This is a genomic window from Williamsia sp. z34, assembly GCF_059553395.1.
Genome location: NZ_JCANWW010000004.1, coordinates 283,693 through 304,437, shown reverse-complemented (window position 1 = coordinate 304,437; position 20,745 = coordinate 283,693). Strand labels below are relative to the sequence as shown.

Annotated in this window: 16 protein-coding genes; 15 read left to right on the top strand and 1 reads right to left on the bottom strand. The window is 63.8% G+C overall.

From position 1 onward, the window contains the following. Nucleotides 1–118: 118 nt before the first annotated feature. From AC51GT_RS12625 to AC51GT_RS12555, 15 genes are all read left to right on the top strand, one after another. Entirely contained in the window at nt 119–1,285 is a 1,167-nt protein-coding gene (locus AC51GT_RS12625) for an ABC transporter ATP-binding protein (RefSeq protein WP_496323134.1), read from the top strand. Further along, nucleotides 1,286–2,092, top strand: a complete 807-nt coding sequence (locus AC51GT_RS12620) for an MlaE family ABC transporter permease (protein ID WP_496323135.1) — start codon at nt 1,286–1,288, stop codon at nt 2,090–2,092. Beyond that, a complete protein-coding gene (locus AC51GT_RS12615; RefSeq protein WP_496323345.1) occupies nt 2,089–2,958 on the top strand; it encodes an MlaE family ABC transporter permease in 870 nt (289 codons plus the stop codon). Before AC51GT_RS12620 ends, AC51GT_RS12615 begins: the two co-directional genes overlap by 4 nt. A gap of 4 nt (nt 2,959–2,962) precedes the next feature. Further along, the gene (locus tag AC51GT_RS12610; RefSeq protein WP_496328967.1) at nt 2,963–4,330 is read left to right on the top strand and encodes an MCE family protein; all 1,368 of its coding nucleotides are present in this window, start codon (nt 2,963–2,965) and stop codon (nt 4,328–4,330) included. After that, on the top strand, nt 4,327–5,397 hold the full coding sequence (locus AC51GT_RS12605) for an MCE family protein (protein ID WP_496328966.1): 1,071 nt from the start codon (nt 4,327–4,329) through the stop codon (nt 5,395–5,397). The genes AC51GT_RS12610 and AC51GT_RS12605 overlap by 4 nt, the downstream gene beginning before the upstream one ends. A gap of 52 nt (nt 5,398–5,449) precedes the next feature. Further along, the gene (locus tag AC51GT_RS12600) at nt 5,450–6,484 is read left to right on the top strand and encodes an MCE family protein (RefSeq protein ID WP_496323138.1); all 1,035 of its coding nucleotides are present in this window, start codon (nt 5,450–5,452) and stop codon (nt 6,482–6,484) included. Next, nucleotides 6,484–7,743, top strand: a complete 1,260-nt coding sequence (locus AC51GT_RS12595) for an MCE family protein (RefSeq protein ID WP_496329100.1) — start codon at nt 6,484–6,486, stop codon at nt 7,741–7,743. The genes AC51GT_RS12600 and AC51GT_RS12595 overlap by 1 nt, the downstream gene beginning before the upstream one ends. Next, entirely contained in the window at nt 7,743–9,032 is a 1,290-nt protein-coding gene (locus AC51GT_RS12590) for an MCE family protein (RefSeq protein ID WP_496328965.1), read from the top strand. Before AC51GT_RS12595 ends, AC51GT_RS12590 begins: the two co-directional genes overlap by 1 nt. Next, nucleotides 9,029–10,270, top strand: a complete 1,242-nt coding sequence (locus AC51GT_RS12585) for an MCE family protein (RefSeq protein ID WP_496328964.1) — start codon at nt 9,029–9,031, stop codon at nt 10,268–10,270. Before AC51GT_RS12590 ends, AC51GT_RS12585 begins: the two co-directional genes overlap by 4 nt. A 46-nt stretch (nt 10,271–10,316) precedes the next feature. Then, nucleotides 10,317–10,934, top strand: a complete 618-nt coding sequence (locus tag AC51GT_RS12580; protein WP_496323141.1) for a hypothetical protein — start codon at nt 10,317–10,319, stop codon at nt 10,932–10,934. Continuing rightward, a complete protein-coding gene (locus AC51GT_RS12575; RefSeq protein ID WP_496328963.1) occupies nt 10,934–11,650 on the top strand; it encodes a hypothetical protein in 717 nt (238 codons plus the stop codon). Before AC51GT_RS12580 ends, AC51GT_RS12575 begins: the two co-directional genes overlap by 1 nt. A 236-nt stretch (nt 11,651–11,886) precedes the next feature. Then, nucleotides 11,887–15,393, top strand: coding sequence for a DNA-directed RNA polymerase subunit beta (rpoB, locus tag AC51GT_RS12570; RefSeq protein ID WP_496328962.1), 3,507 nt, complete (start codon nt 11,887–11,889; stop codon nt 15,391–15,393). A gap of 40 nt (nt 15,394–15,433) precedes the next feature. After that, nucleotides 15,434–19,390, top strand: a complete 3,957-nt coding sequence (locus AC51GT_RS12565; protein WP_496323144.1) for a DNA-directed RNA polymerase subunit beta' — start codon at nt 15,434–15,436, stop codon at nt 19,388–19,390. A 205-nt stretch (nt 19,391–19,595) separates the two neighbouring features. Continuing rightward, entirely contained in the window at nt 19,596–19,970 is a 375-nt protein-coding gene (locus AC51GT_RS12560; RefSeq protein ID WP_496328961.1) for a hypothetical protein, read from the top strand. Next, nucleotides 19,960–20,181, top strand: a complete 222-nt coding sequence (locus AC51GT_RS12555) for a hypothetical protein (RefSeq protein WP_496328960.1) — start codon at nt 19,960–19,962, stop codon at nt 20,179–20,181. Before AC51GT_RS12560 ends, AC51GT_RS12555 begins: the two co-directional genes overlap by 11 nt. Nucleotides 20,182–20,279: 98 nt before the next feature. Here AC51GT_RS12555 and AC51GT_RS12550 read toward each other — a convergent pair whose 3' ends face one another. Beyond that, nucleotides 20,280–20,654, bottom strand: a complete 375-nt coding sequence (locus AC51GT_RS12550; protein WP_496328959.1) for a VOC family protein — start codon at nt 20,652–20,654, stop codon at nt 20,280–20,282. Between the last annotated feature and the right edge of the window lie 91 nt (nt 20,655–20,745).

Here is a 20,745-nt window from a genome sequence, read left to right as displayed (position 1 = left end):
GGTATGCCCGAGTCCGCGAAACCGTGGACAGCTCGTTTATTCATGACGTCCGGTGGGTTAGAGTGAGCCGAACCACAGGTTCCGCAGCGGGGGCGGACTTCATTTGGAGGGAATTTCAGTGGGCGTTGAGGTCAGTGTCGAGGGGCTAACGAAGTCCTTCGGGTCGCAGAATATTTGGCGTGATGTCTCGCTGACCTTGCCTCAGGGCGAGGTGAGTGTCCTGCTGGGTCCGTCGGGTACGGGCAAGTCGGTGTTCCTCAAGTCGTTGATCGGCCTGCTGCATCCCGAGCAGGGCTCGGTGATCGTCGATGGCACCGACATCACCAAATGTTCCTCGCGTGAGCTCTACGAGATCCGCAAGCTGTTCGGAGTCCTGTTCCAGGACGGTGCCCTGTTCGGTTCGATGAGCCTGTTCGACAACATCGCATTCCCTCTTCGTGAGCACACGAAGAGGAAGGAAGACGAGATCCGTCAGAACGTGATGGACAAGATCGAGTTGGTCGGTCTGACCGGTGCCGAGAACAAACTGCCCGGTGAGATCTCCGGCGGTATGCGCAAGCGCGCCGGCCTGGCCCGCGCCCTGGTCCTGGACCCCCAGATCATCCTGTGCGACGAGCCCGACTCCGGTCTGGACCCGGTCCGCACGGCCTACCTCTCGCAGTTGCTCATCGACATCAACGCCCAGATCGACGCCACGATCCTGATCGTGACCCACAACATCCAGGTCGCCCGGACCGTCCCCGACAACATCGGCATGCTCTTCCGCAAGGAACTGGTGATGTTCGGCCCCCGTGAGGTGCTCCTGACCTCGGACGAGCCGGTGGTCGACCAGTTCCTCAACGGACGTCGGATCGGACCCATCGGGATGTCCGAGGAGAAAGACGACGCGCAGCAGAAGCGCGAGCAGGAGATGGTCGATGCCGGCCACTCCGACGGTGGTACCGCCGAGGATGTCCGCGGCATCGTCCCGCAGCTGCAGGCCACTCCAGGGTTGCCTGAGCGCAAGGCCGTCGGACGACGTCAGGCCCGGGTGCGCGAGATCCTGCACACCCTGCCGCCGGCGGCGCAGAAGGCGATCGAGGAGAGCTTTGTGCAGGAAGATGCTGCCCAGGAAAACCAGCGGCAGGCGGCGCACCGGATGGCACCGGCAGGCGCTCCCGCTTATGAACAAACCCAGGGTTACGAGCAGACGCAGGGATATGACCAGACACAGCCCCAATATGCCGACTCCGAGGCTCAGACCGAACAGTTCCCGCCATACCGACCAGGGGACAAGGCTCTGTAGATGACAAGTGCCACCACGCGTGGTGTCGATCGGGTTGCAAAGGCCGGTACGGGCGCGCTCGCCCAAACCGGCAACATTGTTCAGCTGTTCGTCGATGTCGCACGCCAGACATTCGTGCGCCCATTTCAGTGGCGCGAGTTCATCCAGCAGGCCTGGTTCATCGCAAGTGTGACCATCCTGCCGACCGCGCTTGTCGCCATCCCGTTCGGCGCGATCGTGTCGTTGCAGACCGGTTCGCTGATCCGGCAGCTCGGTGCCGAATCGTTCACCGGTGCCGCCAGCGTGCTGGTGGTGATCCAGCAGGGCGCACCCCTGGTGACGTCGCTGCTGGTGGCAGGTGCCGCCGGATCGGCGGTGACCGCTGATCTCGGTTCCCGGACGATCCGGGAGGAGATCGACGCGATGAAGGTGCTCGGCATCAACCCGATCCAGCGTCTTGTCGTCCCGCGTGTGCTGGCCATGATCCTGGTGGCCGTGCTGCTCTGTGGCCTGGTCTCGGTGGTCGGTATCGGCGGCGGATATTTCTTCAACGTGATCGTTCAGGACGGAACACCTGGTGCCTACCTGGCATCGTTCAGCGCGCTCGCTCAATTGCCGGACATCTATGTCGCCGAGATCAAGGCCGCGGTGTTCGGTGTGATCGCCGGTGTGGTTGCGGCGTACAAGGGTCTGAACCCCAAGGGCGGTCCCAAGGGTGTGGGTGATGCGGTCAATCAGGGTGTCGTCATCACCTTCTTGTTGTTGTTTTTCGCGAACTTGATCATCACTGCGGTCTACCTGCAGATCGTTCCGGCCAAGGGTTCATAGGAGAACAGGTGACGATCGCCAAAGGCAGAGGAGACCTCGGATATCGCGCGGGCAAGATCGCGCGTATTCCGTTGCGCGTCCTCGACGGTGCGGGCGACCAGATGTCGTTCTACGGACGCGCCATCGGGTGGTCGCCGCGCACCATCCGCCGCTACCCCAAGGAATTGCTGAGGCTGCTGGCCGAGGTCGCTTTCGGATCGGGCGGACTCGCCGTCATCGGCGGCACCATCGGTGTGATGGTGCTGATGTCCGGCTTCACCGGTGTGGTCGTCGGACTGCAGGGGGCCAACGCTCTCGACCAGCTCGGTTCGCAGGCCCTGACCGGATTCCTTGCCGCATACGCCAACACCCGTGAGGTCGCCCCGCTCGTGGCGGGCCTGGCGTTGTCGGCGACCGTCGGTTGTGGTTTCACCGCGCAGCTCGGTGCCATGCGGATCTCGGAGGAGATCGACGCACTCGAGACGATGGCCGTGCCGTCGATCCCGTTCCTCGTGACCACGCGGGTACTGGCCGGCTTCGTCGCCGTCATCCCGCTGTACGTGCTCGGACTGCTCTCGGCCTACTTCGCGTCGAGGCTGATAGCCACGCAGTTCACCGGCCAGTCGTCCGGTTCCTACGACCACTACTTCAACCTGTTCTTGCCGCCGGAAGACGTGCTCTGGTCGTTCGGCAAGGTGCTGATCTTCGCCTTCGTGATCATCCTCGTGCACTGCTACTACGGCTACTACGCCACCGGTGGTCCCGCCGGTGTCGGCGTGGCGGTCGGGCACGCGGTGCGTGCGGCCCTGGTGATCATCGCGATCCTCGACTTCTTCCTGGGCCTGGCCATCTGGGGCACCACTACGTCCGTACGAGTGGGGGGCTGACCAGATGCAGGCACTACGCCGCCGGGCCCTGGGTCTGGTGTTCTTCCTGGTTGTCGCGTTGTTCTTGACGCTGACGATCATGCAATACAACAAGTCGTTCACCAGCACGGTCGAGGTGAAGCTCCGCACCACCTCGGCGGGCAACGCGCTACCGACCAATGCCGATGTGAAGGTCCGTGGTCTCACCGTCGGTGTGGTCAGTGAGGTCGCACCCGACATCGAAGACGGTTCGGTCGTCGTGACACTCGCGCTGCAGCCCGACAAGGTCGATCTGCTGCCGACCGACACCACCGCCCGCATCCTGCCCAAGACGCTGTTCGGCGAGCGGTACGTGGCGTTGCAGATCCCGCCGGGCCAGGAGGGTTCGGAGGCCGACCATCTGTCCAAGGGGTCGACGATCGAACAGGACCAATCGGGTAACGCCGTCGAACTGCAAGAACTGTTCGACGAACTGTTGCCGGTCCTCGAGGCGATCCCGCCCGCTGATCTGAACGTGACGTTGTCGACCTTGTCGAAGGCTTTGGCCGGCAACGGCGAGAAGTTGGGCACGAGCCTGACCGAACTCAACACGATCTTCTCCGAGATCAACCAGAACATGCCCGAACTGCAGGGCACTCTGCGTGGTCTGGCGAGCTTCTCCCAGACCTATTCAGAGGCTCTGCCCGACCTGGTGGATTCGTTGGACAACCTGCGTACGACAACCAACACGCTGTTCGAGAGGCAAGCTGACCTGCGGACCACCATCGCCGCGGTCACCCGGGTCGCCATCGACGGCACCGGCTTCCTGGTGACCAACCGTCAGGACCTCGTCGACCTGGCGATCGAATCCGAACCGCTGCTGACGGCTCTGGCCGATCAGTCGCCGGCGTTCGGTTGCACCTTCGCGAACTTCGCCGGTCTCGTGCCGGAGGCCGATGTCATCACCGGTCTGGGCACCGAGAACCCCGGGGTCCGGGTGAACCTGCAGTTCGTGAACCCGCGGGGCCGGTATCTGCCGAACCAGGACGAGCCGCGTCTGCTCGATGAGCGTGGTCCGATCTGCTACCCGCCGGCGACAAACGGCAGGCCGTTCCCGCAGTACCCGGCGGGGTCGGTGAACGACGGCTCGTACCAGCCGCCGTCCCGCAATGCCGGGCCGCGCAACATCCCGCAGATGCCGGCTGCGCAGTACTCGACGATGCCGGAGGGCTCGGCGACCGAGCAGGCTGCGTCCGATGAAAAGCCGGTCACGAACTACAACGACCCGCGGAACAAGCTGCAGATGCAGGCGATCGTGGCGGCCTCGGCGGGCCAGGATCCTGCTGAGGTCCCGGGCTGGATCACCCTGCTCGCCGCGCCCACCGTGCAGGGAGCGCAGGTGAGCATCAAATGAAGGGCTTAGTGGGGCCGCTGATCAAGCTGATCGTGTTCGCGGTGGTCACCGTGTTCGCGACCTCGGTGCTCGCGTTCGCCGTGGCCAACGGCGGCGCCGGGGGTGGCACCGACTTCAAGGCGATCTTCGAGGACGCGACCCAGGTCGCGCCCGGTGACGACGTCCGGATCGCGGGTGTCCGCGTCGGCCAGGTGAGCGGCGTCGAGATCCACGAGCGCAGTCAGGCCAAAGTCAGTTTCTCGGTCGACCGCGACCGGCTCCCGGCGGGGGTCAAGGTCGTGATCAAGCTCCGGAACCTGACCGGCCAGCGCTACCTGTCCCTCGAGAAGGGTCCGGGCGATCAGAGTCGGACCATCGGCGGCGGCAGCACCATCGGGTTGCCCAACACGGTCGAGGCGATCAACCTCACCGAGCTCTTCAACGGGTTCCGACCGTTGTTCCAGCAGCTGACGGCCGATGACGTGAACAAGCTGTCGGCGTCGATCATCCAGGTCTTCCAGGGGGAGAGCGGCACGATCTCGGAGCTGGTCCGCGACACCGCCAGCCTGACGAACACGATCGCCGACCGGGACGCGGTGATCGGCAGTCTGATCGACAACCTCAATGCGGTCCTGGGGAACCTCAACGCGCATGACGACCAGTTCACCTCGCTGCTGACCAACACCGAGAAGTTCGTGACCGGACTTGCCGCGCAGAAGGGTTCGGTCGGATCCGCGATCACGTCGCTGTCCAACCTGACCGCGGTGACGTCGTCGATCCTCCAGCCCACGCGGCCGGCCATCCAGGGTTCGATCGCTGCGCTCAACGACCTCGGGACCACAGTGGTCGAGCAGCAGGACGCGATCAAACAGACGCTGACCAACCTGCCCACCAAGCTCCAGAAGATCGGCCGGGCCGCGACCTTCGGCTCGTGGTTCCAGTTCTACCTCTGCGGCCTGGACGTGACGGCGGGCAATGGTCAGAGCGTGCTGCTGACCCAGCCCCTGATCCCGCTGCCGGACATCAACCATGTGCTCTACACCAGTGCGGCGACGCGCTGCTGGGCGAACCAGGATCCACCGGGATGACGATCGGGAACATGACAACACGCAGGACGGCGCACGGTAGGGAGGTGAGGCAATGAGTGCACGACCAGGTGAGGGCAGAAGCCCGGTCACCGTGGGATTTCTCGGCATCCTGATCCTGTTGATGGTGGCGTCGTCCGCCTTCTTCCTCAACTCGTTGCCACTCCTGGGGGCCGGTGTCACCTACGGTGCCAACTTCTCCGAGGCGGCCGGTCTCAAACCCGGCGCCGAGGTGCGGGTCGCCGGCGTCAAGGTCGGTGAGGTGCGTGCCGTCGAGCTCGACGGAGACAAGGTCCGGGTCGACATGCAGGTGAACAACGCCTGGATCGGTGATCAGACCAAGGCGTCCATCCAGATCAAAACCGTCCTGGGACAGAAGTACATCGCACTCGATCCGCAGGGCAGCAAGATCGCCGACCCCGACGACGTCATCCCGCTCAGTCGCACCACGTCGCCCTACGACGTGATCGAAGCGTTTTCCGACGCCGCCGAACAGGTCGACGAACTCGACACCGATCAGCTCGCCAAGAGCATGCGCACGCTCTCGGACGCGTTCTCGGGAACGCCTGCCGACCTGCGGTCGTCGCTCGACGGTCTGACCCGGCTCTCGGAGACCATTGCAAGCCGTGACGAGAAGGTGCAGGAATTGCTGGCGGCCACCAAGGACACGTCGAAACTCCTGGCCGACCGGAACAACGAGTTCGAACGACTGATCTCCGGCGCAGGGGAGTTGCTGACCGAACTCAACAACCGGCAGCAGTCGATCTCGACCCTGTTGTCGAGCACGATCACCTTGTCGGATGCGTTGTCGGGCATCGTCAAAGACAACCAGGAACAGATCGGCCCGACGCTCGAAACCCTCAAGCAGGTGATCGTGATCCTGCAGGACCAGAACGAGAACCTGCGACAGTCCTTGACCTACATGGCCCCGTTCTACCGGCTCTACACCAACGTGCTCGGCAACGGCCGCTGGTTCGACTCCGTGGTGACCAACATCCTGCCGCCGGCCCTGCCGCAGCAGAACACCACGCGGCTCCCGGTCTTGAACACGACAACGCTCACCAGCGGCGGAACGGAGGCCGGCCGATGATGAGCACGGCACGCGATCTCCAGGGCACCCGGGGACCCGGGCGCTGGTTCACCCCCAAACACATCGTGTTCATCGTCATCGCGCTGATCCTGGCGCTGCTGATCGCCGGCTCGTTGTGGTGGGTCTTCAAACGCGTCACCAGTACGACCGTGACCGCGGATTTCCGCAGCAGCGTCGGCATCTACGAGGGCAGCGACGTCCGGGTGCTCGGGGTGGCCGTGGGTCGGGTGACCGACGTGACGCCGCAGGGCGACCAGGTCCGGGTGAAGATGCGGGTGGACGGCAACGTGGACCTGCCCGCCGATGTCGGTGCCGCGCAGATCACCCCGTCGGTCGTCGCCGACCGCTACGTACAGCTGACCCCGGTGTACACCGAGGGCCCCAAGGCGCCGAAGAACTTCAGCCTGCCCGTCGAGAAGACGATGGTTCCGGTGGAGGTCGACGAGCTCTACGCCAGTGTCGAGAAACTGTCGACCGCGCTCGGTCCGGAAGGGGCCAACAAGAACGGTGCACTCACCGACCTGGTGGCCACCGGTGCGGAGAACCTGGGCGAGAACGGCGAGGCGCTCGGTCAGACGATCCGCGGCCTCTCGCAAGCCGCGGACACGCTGAACGACTCGCGCGGCAACATCGTCGACACCATCAAGAATCTCGACAGTTTCGTCGGGATGCTGGCCGAGAACGATCAGCAGGTGCGCCGCTTCAACACTCAGATGGCCTCGTTCAACACTTTCCTGGCCGGAGAACGTGAACAACTCGGGACCGCTCTGGACAAGTTGTCGGTGGCGCTCGGTGATGTCGCCGGCTTCGTGCAGGACAACCGCGAGGCGCTCGGCGACGCGGTCGAAGGTCTGATCCCGACGACCCAGATGCTGGTGGACACCAAGGAATACCAGAAGGAAATTCTCGAAGTGCTGCCGGTGACCCTGTCGAACCTGGTCAACGCCTACAACGCGGAGTCCGGAACACTCGACCTGCATCTGACGCTGCCCGAATTGCAGAACCTGCTCGGTGCGCAGTGTGGCCTGCTCGACCTGGGCAGGCTCAAGCCCGGTGACCCGGCGTTCGAGCAGTTCAGCTCGACCCTGCGCCCGATCATCGACCAGTGCCGCGACGTCGCCGACCAGATCAACGACGGCATCACGACGCCGACGCTGAATCTGCCGTTCGGCATCATGAGCAACGAGAACCAGCAGAATCGTGGTCCGGTCCCGGGAACGGTGCCCGGTACCCCGGCACCGGGATTGGGTGGCAACTGATGAACCGGTGGTTGAAAGCGGGCACGGCAGCGCTGGTCGGTGCTGCGGTGATCGCGGTGGGTGGATGCGGTACCCAGGGACTTCAGTCGGTCCCACTGCCCGGTGGTGCGGCGCTGGGCGACAACCCGCGGACGTACAAACTCCAGTTCCTCGACGTGCTCGACCTGGTGCCCCAGTCGACCGTCAAGTTCAACGGCGTGCAGGTGGGCCGGGTCCAGGAGATCAAGGTCGCGCCTGACAAATGGACGGCCGAGGTCACCATCGAGGTGCAGAACCGCGTCGATCTCTCCGATCAGGCCCGCGTCGAGATCCAGCAGACGAACTTGCTGGGTGAGAAGTATGTGGCACTGGAAGATCCGCAGGAGAACGCAGATCTGCCCCGGCAGAATCCGGCCGAGGTCATCGGGTGTCCGGGTGTCGGCGACGCAGATTGCCGCACCCGCACCGCGACCGACATCGAGCAAGTCCTCGGTGCGCTGTCGCTGCTGCTGAACGGTGGCGGTGTCGCGCAGCTCAAGCCGATCGTCGACGAGCTGAACACCGCGCTCGACGGCCGTCAGACCGAGGTCAGGGGACTGCTCGACGAGACCGCACGCCTGATCAGCGGCCTCGACGAGCAGAAGAACAGCATCGTCACCGCGCTCGACGGACTGGACGCGCTCTCGAACCGGGCCCGCGCCCAGACCGACCAGATCAACCGGGTACTCGATGAATTGCCCAAGGGCGTCCAGGTTCTCGAGGAGCAGAGGCCACAGTTCGTCACGATGCTCCAACAGCTCGACAGCCTCGGTGAGGCCGGTGTCGCGGTCCTGGGGACCGCCCGGGACGAGATCATCACCGATCTGCGGGCACTGCGTCCCACGCTCCAGGCACTGGCGCAGGCCGCGCCGGACATCATCACCGCAGCACCGCTGCTGTTCACCTATCCGTTCCCGGACAACCTGTTGCCCGCCGTGATCGGTGATTCGACCAACCTGTTCGCCAACCTCGACCTCCGGCTGCTCAATCAGCTCGAGGCACTTGGGGTCGGTCAGGGCGAACCGGTGTACAGCCCCCCGAAGACCGGGCCGACACCCAGGGTCGATCCAAAGAATCCGTATTACAACGGCAACGGACCGCGCCTGGGATGGCCGACCATCACGTTGCTGCCGCTGCCCAATGCGCGGCCGGGACCGAACACCCCGCCCTCGGGTGGGCAGTACGCGCTGATGCCCGAAGAGCGTGGCAGCCAGAGCTTCATCGAGGGGCCGTTGAATCTGTTGACCAATGCGAACGGAGGGATCGGATGATCTCCAAGGTCGCGAAATGGCAGCTCATCGTCTTCGTGGTCGTCGGGCTGATCGCGCTGGTCTACGTCGGTGCCACCTACGCCCGACTCGACCGCTTGGTGGGTGTGGGTTCGTACACGGTCAAGGCCGAATTCCCCGATTCCGGCGGCATCTTCACCAACGGTGAGGTCACCTACCGCGGTGTGCCGGTCGGTCGCGTCGGGCCCTTGTCGTTGCAGCCGGACGGTGTGCAGGTGGAATTGATCCTCGATTCCGACGGCCCGAAGATCCCCGACTCGGCGATTGCGGTCGTCGCGAACCGGTCGGCCATCGGCGAGCAGTACGTGGATCTGCGGCCCAAGAACAACTCCGGGCCGTATCTCGAGGCCGGATCGGTCATCACGGACACGCAGATCCCCACTCCGCTGCAGGATGTGCTGAAGTCCGCGGTCGACTTCACCGGCACGGTCCCGGTGGACGATCTGCAAACCGTGGTGACAGAACTCGGCAAGGCGTTCAACGGCAATGCCGACAATCTGGAGTCGCTCGTCGATTCACTGGCCGGCCTGTCGGAGGCGGGGTTGGACAATCTGCCGCAGACGATCTCGCTGATCCAAAACAGTGACACCGTGCTCGGCACGCAAGCCGACCAGTCGGACGAGATCCTGGCGTGGTCGCGCGATCTCGAGTTGGTGACACAGACGCTGCAGGCCTCGGATCCGGCGATCCGCCGACTGCTGACCACCGGTACCGCCAGTGCCACCGAGATCTCGCAGTTGTTGCAGGACAGCGGTGGTGACATCACGACAGTGGTCCGTAATCTCGCCGAGGACGTCCGCACGGTTGCTCCCACGTTCTACGGCATCAGTCCGGCGCTCGCGCTGCTCTCCGCGCTGTCGAGCGGCAGCTACGGCCCGACCCCCGGTGACGGCACCATCCACTTCGGAATCGTGCTCGAGGTGAACAACCCGCCGGCTTGTACGGTCGGCTACGAGAGCACCGAGGCGATCATCGCGGCGGAGAAGGCCAAGAACCCCGACTTCGATCCCAACTACGACGATTTCCCGTTCAACACCGAGGCCAGTTGTGCTGTGGCGCAGGGCAATCCGACTGGTGTGCGAAGCGCCGATCGGGCCCAGTTCGCTGACCCGAACACACCTCAGCCGTGGGACAACAACCCGAAGAAGATGCCCGACAGCCTCAACCTGAACCCGATCGCGGAGCAGATCGCTGCCCTGCTCGGTGTGCGCGAGAAGTGATGGCAGTACAAAGGCTTTCAGCAAACGTGTGTACCTTTGGCGGGCGATGACTACGATTTCTGAGCCCGGCGGCAAGCGACATCTCGGTTCGCAGCAACTGTGGCTACGAGTTTGTGCTGCCCTCGCGGCGGTCGCTCTCGTGGCCGCGGTGGTGTGCGCCGGCTACTTCGGTTACCGGTGGATCGATTCCGCCTTCTTCGGTGTCCAGAACGCCCAGGAGGTCCGGGACGACGCACAGGACGGCGCCGAGCAGGTGATCCTCAATGTCACCAACATCGATCCGAACAATTTGACGGCATTTCGCGAGCAGGTGGATTCGTCGTTGACGGGCAAGGCCCGCACGCAGATCACCGCCGAAGACTTCGAGACACTCACCAAGCAGGTCGACGAGAACGGCGACAACACCGCCACTCTGACGTCCGTGATCAAGCGCAGTGGTGTGGTGGAGTTCAACAAAGAGGACAAGACCGCGAAGGTTCTCGTCTATGTGGATGTCACCAGTGCCGTTCCGGGTGCCCAGCCGACCACGTCGAACATGGGTTTCTCCGTAGATGTGATGGATGTCGACGGCGGGTGGAAGGCCTCGGACATCCAGTCGATCGATGCGATCGGGCTGCAGGACCCGGCCGGGACCACCACCGCCCCGACAACAGGGGGTAACTGATGACCGGACCACGTAAGCCGGCCCGTCCGAGTGCGCCCCGCGGCAAGGTGCGGGTTGCCGGTAGCGGACCGTCCACCGGCAATGCGGCCGCCAAATCGCCGGACGTCGGCGACGACAAGTCAGTCTCGCTGACCAAGGGCGCGGCGAAGGGCTCCACCGCGGCATCGCCGAAGGCCCGCCCGGCCGCGCCGTCGGCCCCGACCCCCGAATCGGGCTTCCTGACGTGGCGCAAGGTGGCCGTGGTCGCGGGCATCGCGCTCGTGGTCGGGGTGTTCGCGATCATCGCGGCGTTCAAGCCCGGCGTCTCGGAGACCGGATCGAACCTCGCATTCACCAACGCCTCGGAGACGAGCGCACTCAAGGCCCAGGCCGGTGACCGGATCTGTGCGGTGCTGTCGGTGGATCCCACGAAGTTCGACGACTGGGCCAACAAGGCGAAGACAGGTCTGACCGGTGAGGCGTTGACGCAGTTCAACGACTATCAAACCACGACCAAAGACCTCGCGGCGCAGAGCGGACAGGGCGCCGAATGCCAGGTCGACATGGTTGCGGTAAGCCATATGGACGACTCGAATGCGACCGTCATCACCACCATGATCATCAGCACCACCCAGCAGGGTGTCGCGGTGATGGGTGGACCGGGTCAGGCCCGGACCGAACTCGGACTACAGAAGATTGACGGCCAGTGGTTGATCAGCCGCATCTCTGATTTTTAACCTCTAAAACCGCGCGTTCCTCTTGACGCGGGGCCTTCTTGGTTGCAGTCTGTTCGCAGTAACTCCGTGGGGTTGTTTACGTGCGCCCATTTTCTGGTACAGTTGGACGTTGCGCTGGCTGCGTCCTGTCCACCTCACGATTTCACCTTCCGACCACAGAGCCTGTGGTGTTCCGGTGATCGCCGTTGACCAGGTTGTACAGCAGCGAAACACCACTAGGGCACTACGAGTTATTCGTGTTGGAAGGACATATCTTGGCAGTCACCCGCCAGTCCACCTCAACCATTCCAGGTGCGCCTCGGCGCGCCTCATTCGCAAAGATCAGCGAGCCACTGGAAGTACCCGGACTGCTTGATGTGCAGCTCGAGTCCTTTGAGTGGCTGGTTGGTTCCGCGGAATGGCGTGAGCGCGCTGCATCTCGCGGCGTTGAGAACCCCACCGGCGGTCTGGAGGACATCCTCGCCGAACTGTCCCCGATCGAAGACTTCTCCGGTTCCATGTCGCTGTCTTTCTCCGACCCGCGTTTCGACGAGGTCAAGGCCTCTGTCGCGGAGTGCAAAGACAAAGACATGACCTACGCGGCTCCGCTGTTCGTCACCGCCGAATTCATCAACAACAACACCGGCGAAATCAAGTCCCAGACCGTGTTCATGGGCGACTTCCCGATCATGACCGACCGGGGCAGCTTCGTCATCAACGGCACCGAGCGTGTCGTCGTGAGCCAGCTGGTCCGTAGCCCCGGCGTCTACTTCGATGCGAACATCGACAAGGCCACCGAGAAGACCCTGCACAGCGTCAAGGTCATCCCGGGTCGTGGCGCCTGGCTCGAGTTCGACATCGACAAGCGTGACACCGTCGGTGTTCGTATCGACCGCAAGCGCCGCCAGTCGGTCACCGTGCTGCTCAAGGCGCTCGGCTGGACCAAGGAGCAGATCGAGGAGCGCTTCGGCTTCTCCGAGATCATGATGTCGACGCTGGAGAAGGACAACACCGCCGGCACCGACGAGGCACTGCTCGAGGTCTACCGCAAGCTGCGCCCGGGCGAGCCCCCGACCAAGGAGTCGGCGCAGACCCTGCTGGAGAACTTGTTCTTCAAGGAGAAGCGTTACGACCTGGCCAAGGTCGGCCGTTACAAGGTCAACAAGAAGCTCGGTCTGGTCGAGAACCCGATGGCCGGCGCCCCGGTGCTGACCGAAGAAGACATCGTTGCCACCGTCGAGTACCTGGTGCGTCTGCACGAGGCCGACCCCAACGTGACCAGCACCATGACCGTGCCCGGTGGTGTAGAGGTCCCCGTCGAGGTCGACGACATCGACCACTTCGGCAACCGTCGCCTGCGTACCGTCGGCGAGCTCATCCAGAACCAGATCCGCGTGGGCCTGTCCCGCATGGAGCGTGTCGTTCGCGAGCGGATGACGACCCAGGACGTCGAGGCCATCACGCCGCAGACCCTGATCAACATCCGTCCCGTGGTCGCCGCGATCAAGGAGTTCTTCGGAACCTCGCAGCTCTCGCAGTTCATGGACCAGAACAACCCGCTGTCGGGTCTGACCCACAAGCGCCGCCTGTCGGCGCTGGGCCCCGGTGGTCTGTCCCGTGAGCGTGCCGGCCTCGAGGTCCGAGACGTCCACCCGTCGCACTACGGCCGGATGTGCCCGATCGAGACCCCGGAAGGCCCGAACATCGGCCTGATCGGTTCGCTGTCGGTGTACGCACGGGTCAACCCGTTCGGTTTCATCGAGACCCCGTACCGCAAGGTCGTCGACGGTGTTGTCACCGACGAGATCCAGTACATGACGGCTGATGAAGAAGATCGCTTCCTCATCGGACAGGCCAACACCAACTTCAGTGCCGATGGCGTCATCACAGATGAGCGTGTTCTGGTCCGTAAGAAGGGTGCCGAGGTCGAGTTCGTGACCTCGTCGCAGGTCGAGTACCTCGACGTCAGCCCGCGGCAGATGGTGTCCGTGGCCACGGCCATGATCCCGTTCCTCGAGCACGACGACGCCAACCGCGCCCTGATGGGTGCCAACATGCAGCGTCAGGCGGTGCCGCTGGTTCGCAGCGAGTCGCCGCTGGTCGGTACCGGTATGGAGCTCCGTGCTGCTGTCGATGCCGGTGACGTGATCATCAACGGCAAGGCCGGTGTGGTCGAAGAGGTCTCCGCCGACTACATCACCGTGATGGCAGACGACGGCACCCGCGACACCTTCCAGATGCGCAAGTTCGCGCGCTCGAACCAGGGCACCTGTGCCAACCAGCGTCCGATCGTGGACGAGGGTCAGCGCGTGGAGATCGGACAGGTCCTCGCGGACGGTCCGTGTACCCAGAACGGTGAGATGGCCCTCGGAAAGAACCTTCTCGTGGCGATCATGCCGTGGGAAGGCCACAACTACGAGGACGCGATCATCCTGAGCCAGCGTCTCGTCGAAGAGGACGTGCTCACCTCGATTCACATCGAAGAGCACGAAATCGACGCCCGCGACACCAAGCTCGGTGCCGAGGAGATCACCCGGGACATCCCGAACGTCTCCGATGAGGTGCTCGCCGATCTCGACGAGCGCGGCATCATCCGCATCGGTGCCGAGGTCCGCGACGGCGACATCCTGGTCGGAAAGGTCACGCCGAAGGGCGAGACCGAGCTGACCCCGGAAGAACGCCTGCTGCGCGCCATCTTCGGTGAGAAGGCTCGCGAAGTTCGCGACACCTCGCTCAAGGTTCCGCACGGTGAGACCGGCAAGGTCATCGGCATCCGCGTCTTCTCGCGTGATGACGACGACGATCTGCCTCCCGGTGTCAACGAGCTGGTCCGGGTGTACGTGGCCCAGAAGCGCAAGATCCAGGACGGCGACAAGCTCGCCGGCCGCCACGGCAACAAGGGCGTCATCGGCAAGATCCTGCCCGCCGAGGACATGCCCTTCCTGCCCGACGGCACCCCGGTCGACATCATCCTGAACACCCACGGTGTGCCGCGTCGTATGAACATCGGTCAGATCCTGGAGACCCACCTCGGGTGGATCGCCAAGACCGGTTGGAACATCAACGTCGCCGAGGGTGTGCCGGAGTGGGCGTCGAAGCTGCCCGAGGACATGCTCTCGGTGGAGCCCAACACGAACACCGCCACCCCGGTGTTCGACGGCGCTCGCGAAGAGGAACTGACGGGCCTGCTGGCCTCGACGCTTCCGAACCGCGACGGCGATGTGATGGTCAACGCCGACGGCAAGGCAACCTTGTTCGACGGTCGTAGTGGCGAGCCGTTCCCGTACCCGGTCTCGGTCGGTTACATGTACATCATCAAGCTGCATCACTTGGTCGACGACAAGATCCACGCGCGTTCGACCGGTCCGTACTCGATGATCACCCAGCAGCCGCTCGGTGGTAAGGCGCAGTTCGGTGGTCAGCGTTTCGGTGAGATGGAGTGCTGGGCCATGCAGGCCTACGGTGCGGCGTACACGCTGCAGGAGCTTCTGACCATCAAGTCGGACGACGTTGTCGGCCGCGTGAAGGTCTACGAGGCGATCGTCAAGGGCGAGAACATCCCGGAACCGGGTATCCCCGAATCGTTCAAGGTGCTGCTGAAGGAACTTCAGTCGCTCTGCCTGAACGTCGAGGTGCTCAGTTCCGACGGTGCTGCCATCGAGATGCGTGACGGCGACGACGAGGACCTGGAGCGGGCTGCGGCCAACCTGGGTATCAACCTCTCGCGCAACGAAGCCGCCACCGTCGATGACCTGGCCAACTGATCACTCCGCTTTTTCTGACTGAGCTACTGAAAGGTAAATAGTGCTCGACGTCAACTTTTTCGATGAACTGAAGATTGGCCTGGCCACGGCCGACGACATCCACAACTGGTCGTTCGGCGAGGTGAAGAAGCCGGAGACGATCAACTACCGCACGCTCAAGCCCGAGAAGGATGGCTTGTTCTGCGAGAAGATCTTCGGTCCCACCCGGGACTGGGAGTGCTACTGCGGCAAGTACAAGCGCGTGCGCTTCAAGGGCATCATCTGTGAGCGTTGCGGCGTCGAGGTCACTCGCGCCAAGGTGCGTCGTGAGCGGATGGGTCACATCGAGCTGGCCGCACCGGTCACCCACATCTGGTACTTCAAGGGTGTGCCGAGCCGGTTGGGTTACCTGCTCGACCTGGCGCCGAAGGATCTCGAGAAGATCATCTACTTCGCCGCCTACGTGATCACCGCTGTGGACGACGAACTGCGCCACAACGAGAAGTCCACGCTCGAGGCCGAGATGGAGGTCGAGAAGAAAGGCGTTGCCGATCAGCGCGACGCCGATCTCGAAGAGCGTGCCAAGAAGCTCGAAGAGGACCTTGCAGAGCTGGAGCGCGAAGGCGCCAAGGCCGATGCCCGCCGCAAGGTGAAGGATGCCGGCGAGCGCGAGATGCGCCGTATCCGTGACACCGCGCAGCGCGCCCTCGACGATCTCGACGAGATCTGGGACAAGTTCGTCAAGCTTGCTCCCAAGCAGATGATCATCGACGAGAAGCTGTACCGCGAGATCCAGGACCGCTACGGCGAGTACTTCACCGGAGCCATGGGTGCCGAGGCCATCAAGCGTCTGCTCGAGGACTTCGACATCGCCGCCGAGGTCGAGATCCTGCGCGACACGATCCGCAACGGCAAGGGGCAGAAGAAGCTCCGCGCCCTCAAGCGCCTCAAGGTCGTCGCAGCGTTCCACCGGTCGGGCAACTCGCCGCTGGGCATGGTCCTCGACGCCGTGCCGGTGATCCCGCCGGAGCTGCGTCCGATGGTCCAGCTCGACGGTGGCCGTTTCGCCACGTCCGACCTGAACGACCTGTACCGCCGCGTGATCAACCGCAACAACCGCCTCAAGCGACTGATCGATCTCGGTGCCCCCGAGATCATCGTCAACAACGAGAAGCGGATGTTGCAGGAGTCCGTCGACGCACTGTTCGACAACGGCCGTCGTGGCCGTCCGGTCACCGGACCGGGTAACCGCCCGCTGAAGTCGTTGAGCGATCTGCTCAAGGGCAAGCAGGGTCGTTTCCGTCAGAACCTTCTCGGCAAGCGCGTCGACTACTCGGGCCGTTCGGTCATCGTCGTCGGCCCGCAGCTCAAGCTGCATCAGTGTGGTCTGCCCAAGCTGATGGCGCTCGAGCTGTTCAAGCCGTTCGTGATGAAGCGTCTCGTCGACCTGAACCAGGCGCAGAACATCAAGTCCGCCAAGCGGATGGTCGAGCGTCAGCGCCCGGCCGTGTGGGACGTCCTCGAAGAGGTCATCGCCGAGCACCCGGTTCTGCTGAACCGTGCGCCGACGCTGCACCGTCTGGGCATCCAGGCATTCGAGCCCCAGCTGGTCGAAGGCAAGGCCATCCAGCTGCATCCGCTCGTGTGTGAGGCCTTCAACGCCGACTTCGACGGTGACCAGATGGCAGTGCACCTGCCGCTGTCCGCCGAGGCGCAGGCCGAGGCCCGCATCCTGATGCTGTCGTCGAACAACATCCTGTCGCCGGCATCGGGCCGTCCGCTCGCCATGCCGCGTCTGGACATGGTGACCGGTCTGTTCCACCTGACCACGCTCAAGCCCGAGGCGGTCGGCGCGTACACCGCATCGACCGGCGACGACGTCGAGCGCGGTGTCTACTCGACACCGTCCGAGGCTCAGATGGCCGTGGACCGTGGCGTGCTCAGTGTTCAGGCTCCGATCAAGGTCCGGCTGACGCATCAGCGTCCGACCCGGGCGATCGAGCGCGAGCAGTTCCCCGAGGGCTGGAAGTTCGGCACCCCGTGGACTGTCGAGACCACTCTGGGACGCGTGCTGTTCAACGAGCTCCTGCCGAACGACTACCCGTTCGTCAACGAGCAGATGCCGAAGAAGCGTCAGGCCACGATCATCAACGACATGGCCGAGCGCTACCCGATGATCGTTGTCGCGCAGACCGTCGACAAGCTCAAGGACGCCGGCTTCTACTGGGCCACCCGTTCGGGTGTCACCATCGCGATGTCCGACGTGCTCGTGTCGCCGAACAAGGGTGAAATCCTCGAACGGTACGAGGACCGGGCCGATGGTCTGGAGCGCAAGTTCCAGCGTGGTGCCCTGACCGCTGCCGAGCGTCGTGACGCACTGGTGGAGATCTGGAAACAGGCCACCGAAGAGGTCGGTACCGACATGGAGCGGCACTACCCCGACGACAACCCGATCCCGATGATCGTGCAGTCCGGTGCCGCGGGCAACATGACCCAGATCCGCTCGCTGGCGGGTATGAAGGGTCTGGTGACGAACCCGAAGGGTGAGTTCATCCCGCGTCCGATCAAGTCCTCGTTCCGCGAGGGTCTGACCGTCGCCGAGTACTTCATCAACACGCACGGCGCCCGTAAGGGTCTGGCCGACACCGCGCTTCGTACCGCCGACTCGGGTTACCTGACCCGTCGTCTGGTGGACGTCTCGCAGGACGTCATCGTGCGTGAGACCGACTGTGGCACCGAGCGTGGCATCAACACGGTCATCGCCGAGCGTCAGGCCGATGGCTCGCTCATCCGCGATGCCCACGTCGAAACGTCGACGTTCGCACGGACGTTGGCCGCCGACGCGATCGACGCCAACGGCAAGGTCATCATCGAGCGCGGATTCGATCTCGGTGATCCCGCGATCGAGGCTCTGCTCGAGGCCGGCATCTCGCAGGTCAAGGTCCGTTCGGTCCTGACCTGTGGCACCGGCACCGGCGTCTGCGCCACCTGCTACGGACGGTCGATGGCCACCGGCAAGCTCGTCGACATCGGCGAGGCCGTCGGTATCGTCGCGGCCCAGTCGATCGGTGAGCCCGGTACCCAGCTGACCATGCGTACGTTCCACCAGGGTGGTGTCGGTGACGACATCACCGGCGGTCTGCCGCGTGTCCAGGAGCTGTTCGAGGCCCGTGTCCCCAAGGGCAAGGCCCCGATCGCCGAGGTCTCCGGCCGGATCCGTCTCGAGGACGACGATCGCTTCTACAAGATGACGATCATCCCCGACGACGGTTCGGAAGAGGTTGTCTACGACAAGATCTCGAAGCGTCAGCGTCTGCGTGTCTTCAAGCACGACGACGGCACCGAGCGTCTGCTCGCCGATGGCGATCACGTCGAGGTCGGTCAGCAGCTCATGGAAGGTGCTGCCGATCCGCACGAGGTCCTGCGTGTCATGGGTCCCCGTCAGGTGCAGATCCACTTGGTCAACGAGGTCCAGGAGGTCTACCGGAGCCAGGGTGTGTCGATCCACGACAAGCACATCGAGACGATTGTTCGTCAGATGCTGCGTCGCGTGACGATCATCGATTCCGGTGCGACCGAGTTCCTGCCCGGTTCGCTCACCGAGCGTGCCGAGTTCGAGGCGGCCAACCGTCGCGTCGTGGCCGAGGGTGGCGAGCCCGCTGCCGGACGTCCGGTGCTCATGGGTATCACCAAGGCATCGCTTGCAACCGAGTCCTGGTTGTCGGCGGCGTCGTTCCAGGAGACCACTCGCGTGCTCACCGATGCGGCCATCAACAGCCGTAGCGACAAGCTCGTCGGCCTCAAGGAGAACGTGATTATCGGTAAGCTCATCCCGGCCGGAACCGGTATCAACCGGTACCGGAACATCCAGGTGCAGCCGACCGAAGAAGCACGTGCAGCTGCGTACGCGGTGCCGTCTTACGACGACACCTACTACAGCCCGGACGGCACCTTCGGTGCCCCGTCGGGTGCGGCTGTCCCGCTGGACGATTACGGATTCAGCAGCGACTACCGCTAGGTAAACGCTACAAAGGCGGGCGCTCCCTTTCGAGGGGGCGCCCGCTTTTTGTTGCCCACTGAATTTGGATGTGCACAGCAGCGGCGCTGATCCACAGGTCGGGCGTCCGAGCGTCATGGGAGCGTGAGTTCGGTCGGTGCTGCCGCTGAAGGTCGGTGCATGAGCGAACCCAACATCGAAGACCCCAACCTCGTCCGTCGCCGTGATGCAGTCCAGATCGGCGAACTCGATCGGCAGCTGGCCACCCGCGCCGGCGAGGACGGCAATCGATGTCGCGCGCTCCGGGACGTTCTTCCAGGCGGTGTGTGTGCTCGACGGCGCGATGTACGCGGGGGTGTCGCGATCCGAACTCGAGACCGTTTTACGACGCAGCGCAGGCAGGACCGGCGTCTCGACTGCTCGCGCAGCGCTCGCGGTGGCCGACGGGAAGTCCGAGAGCGTCGGTGAATCCCTGTCTCGCGCTTTGATGTTGAGCTTCGGCGACATACCGGTTCCACGTCTGCAGCACAGGTTCTCGACCCCGGATGGAACGTTCGTGGCCCGCACCGATTTTCGATTGGGGTTCTCTGGTGGCCGGTGAGTTCGACGGCTACGCAAAGTACATCCGCTACCTGCGTCCCGGTGAAACGACCGAGCAGGCGTACGAGCGGGAGAAGTGGCGTGAGCAGAGGCTGCGTCGCTTAGGGGTCGTCGTCGTGCGCTGGAACTGGAGTGATCTGGAGAAGCCGGAACGCCTGCACCGGATCTTGGTGGAGGCGCTGACCGCGCATGCCCTGATGGCTGCTGCCTGACCCCAAAATTCGCGCCACTTGCCTGCGTTCGCGCCTGTTGCAACTGGCGCGAACGCAGGCAAGTGGCGCGAATTTTGGGGTGGGGGAAGGGGTCAGGGTCAGGTGTCGTCGCGAGAGGGCAGGTACTGGACGTTCCAGGAGTTGCCGTCGGGATCGGCGAAGTAGACGAAGTGGCCCCAGCTCTGGATGTCCACTTCGCCGGGATCGACGCCCACCGATAGCAGATGGTCCCTCGCCTCGTTGATGTCGGTGACGCAGACCTGCAGGCCTTTCACCGATCCGGGTTCGGAATCGATGAGCCCTTTGCCGAAGGCGATGGAGCAGTCCGATCCCGGTGGGGTCATCTGCACAAAACGGATGTCGTCGGACACCGTCTGGTCGTGGTCGAGTTTGAATCCGATCTTCTTGTAGAAGTCCCGGGCGCGGTCGACGTCGGTGACCGGCAGCGTGATCACTTCGAGTGTCCAGTTCATGACGGTTCCTCTGGTTGTGGGTTCACTGGGGGCTGACCTCAGTGTCCCAGCAATCCAGGACAGATTTGGTCCGTTGAGGTTCACGGTTACC

Coding starts and splice junctions, on each gene's coding strand:
- AC51GT_RS12590 (WP_496328965.1), top strand. CDS start 7,743: ATGAACCGGTGGTTGAAAGCGGGCACGGCAGCGCTGGTCGGTGCTGCG.
- AC51GT_RS12620 (WP_496323135.1), top strand. CDS start 1,286: ATGACAAGTGCCACCACGCGTGGTGTCGATCGGGTTGCAAAGGCCGGT.
- AC51GT_RS12550 (WP_496328959.1), bottom strand. CDS start 20,654: ATGAACTGGACACTCGAAGTGATCACGCTGCCGGTCACCGACGTCGAC.
- AC51GT_RS12595 (WP_496329100.1), top strand. CDS start 6,484: ATGAGCACGGCACGCGATCTCCAGGGCACCCGGGGACCCGGGCGCTGG.
- AC51GT_RS12580 (WP_496323141.1), top strand. CDS start 10,317: ATGACTACGATTTCTGAGCCCGGCGGCAAGCGACATCTCGGTTCGCAG.
- AC51GT_RS12605 (WP_496328966.1), top strand. CDS start 4,327: ATGAAGGGCTTAGTGGGGCCGCTGATCAAGCTGATCGTGTTCGCGGTG.
- AC51GT_RS12575 (WP_496328963.1), top strand. CDS start 10,934: ATGACCGGACCACGTAAGCCGGCCCGTCCGAGTGCGCCCCGCGGCAAG.
- AC51GT_RS12560 (WP_496328961.1), top strand. CDS start 19,596: ATGCAGTCCAGATCGGCGAACTCGATCGGCAGCTGGCCACCCGCGCCG.
- AC51GT_RS12585 (WP_496328964.1), top strand. CDS start 9,029: ATGATCTCCAAGGTCGCGAAATGGCAGCTCATCGTCTTCGTGGTCGTC.
- AC51GT_RS12600 (WP_496323138.1), top strand. CDS start 5,450: ATGAGTGCACGACCAGGTGAGGGCAGAAGCCCGGTCACCGTGGGATTT.
- AC51GT_RS12610 (WP_496328967.1), top strand. CDS start 2,963: ATGCAGGCACTACGCCGCCGGGCCCTGGGTCTGGTGTTCTTCCTGGTT.